Here is a 1,671-nt window from a genome sequence, read left to right on the forward strand (position 1 = left end):
TCTTTGGGGATTTATGTGGCTCAAACCTATCCCTTATCCGCCACTTGGCAAATGTGGTTACGTCAGCTTGATTGGGGAATTTTAAGCTTATTTTCCCTAGAGTATTTAATTCGGTTTTGGTGTGCGGAATCAAAACTAGGCTTTGTTTTTAATATTTTTTCCATCCTAGATTTATTGTCAATTCTGCCCCTATTTTTTGGTTTTTTTGATATTAGGTTTTTTAGAATTTTTCGCTGGTTTAGAATTTTGCGAGTGATTCGTTTTTTTGGTTCCGATCTCTCTATTTTTCGGATTAAAACTTCTGATCAGATAGTATTTACTCGCATATTACTAACTCTATTTTCGATTATTTTTGTCTATGCGGGTTTAATTTATCAGATCGAACACCCGATTAATCCTCAAGTCTATCGGACATTTTTTGATGCTTTTTACTTCGCCGTTGTGACTATGACTACCGTGGGATTTGGGGATGTGACTCCCCTATCTGATAATGGTAAAATGCTGACAGTTTTAATGATTTTAACGGGAGTTTTGTTAATTCCCTTGCAAATTAGCGATCTGACTAAACAAACATTAAAATCTGGCACTCAAATTGATTATCCTTGTCCAGATTGTGGTTTACCCCGTCACGATATAGATGCCAATTTTTGTAAAAACTGTGGCGCAAAACTCTTAAAAAAACCTGATTGAGAGTAATTCTGGCCAAAGGGAGGGTGGGGAGATGAGGAAGTGGGGTGTGGGTAATTATGAATTATGAATTATGAATTGGGAAGTGGAGCATTTGGCTGAAATTTCCCCAAACCCCTAAACCCCTAAATCCCTATCACCCTATCTCCCGACTCGGAGTCTCGGAGTCTCGGAGTCTCCCGACGACCGACGGAATCATCACAATTTACAATTGCTTAATAATTGTTGCCACTGCCGTGATAATATGTCTTGTGGCTCACCTGAGCGTCATAGCTCGGAAAGCAATCCAGATATTGAGATTAGTCTATCGCTGATTTAGGTGTACCTTGTCTGACCCATCGATCGAATCTCCCCCAACCCCAGAAACCAACCCGCCGTCAGATCCGATGCGGGAATACTATCAACTACAAAACACCTTATTGATCACCACCCTGATCTTAAGCGGTCTGATCTTTATACCCGTGTGGCTGTTTTATTCCCTCAATACCGCCCTTAATTACCTATTAGGGGCAATGGTGGGAGTTGTTTACCTAAAACTCCTCGCCGGGGAAGTGGAAAAATTGGGGGTAACGAAAAATCGCGTGGGAAAAAAAGGATTAGCCCTATTCGCCGGATTAATCATCATCGCCAGTCGTTGGCAAGAACTGCACATAGTGCCAGTTTTTTTGGGGTTTTTGACCTATAAAGGGGCGATCATCGTCTATACCCTGCAAACCATCTTCAAGCTGGAGCAGAAAGGCGATTCCTAAACCCTTTGACCGTTAAAAATAACCCTGATTTGCGAACCCGAATCTCTCTAAGGTAGAAATGTTAGACAGTTTAAGTGTGCTTAATTTTTATAGCCTCGCTTCCCTGGAAGTGGGACAACACTGGTACTGGCACATCGGCGGACTAAAAATTCACGGGCAAGTGATCGCGGTCTCCTGGATCGTCTTCGCTATCTTAATCATCGCCTCGATCGCCGCTACCCGCAAAATCCAGAAA

2 protein-coding genes and 1 pseudogene are annotated in these 1,671 nt (G+C 42.1%); all 3 read left to right on the top strand.

All coding sequences use genetic code 11. From position 1 onward, the window contains the following. Window positions 1-690 (top strand): ion transporter (locus PX484_RS15275; protein WP_288104549.1); only part of this gene is annotated, 690 nt, incomplete at its 5' end. 383 nt (window positions 691-1,073) lie between these two features. Next, complete coding sequence (locus PX484_RS15280) at window positions 1,074-1,436, top strand: ATP synthase I (RefSeq protein ID WP_002784830.1); 363 nt, start codon at window positions 1,074-1,076, stop codon at window positions 1,434-1,436. A gap of 58 nt (window positions 1,437-1,494) precedes the next feature. Next, a pseudogene (locus tag PX484_RS15285) lies at window positions 1,495-1,671 on the top strand (F0F1 ATP synthase subunit A); the annotation flags it as partial.

Source organism: Microcystis sp. M49636_WE2, from assembly GCF_030065375.1.
GTDB classification, from domain to species: domain Bacteria; phylum Cyanobacteriota; class Cyanobacteriia; order Cyanobacteriales; family Microcystaceae; genus Microcystis; species Microcystis aeruginosa_C.

Excerpts from the sequence above, each read along its gene's own strand:
- PX484_RS15280 (WP_002784830.1), top strand. The coding sequence starts at position 1,074 with ATGCGGGAATACTATCAACTACAAAACACCTTATTGATCACCACCCTG.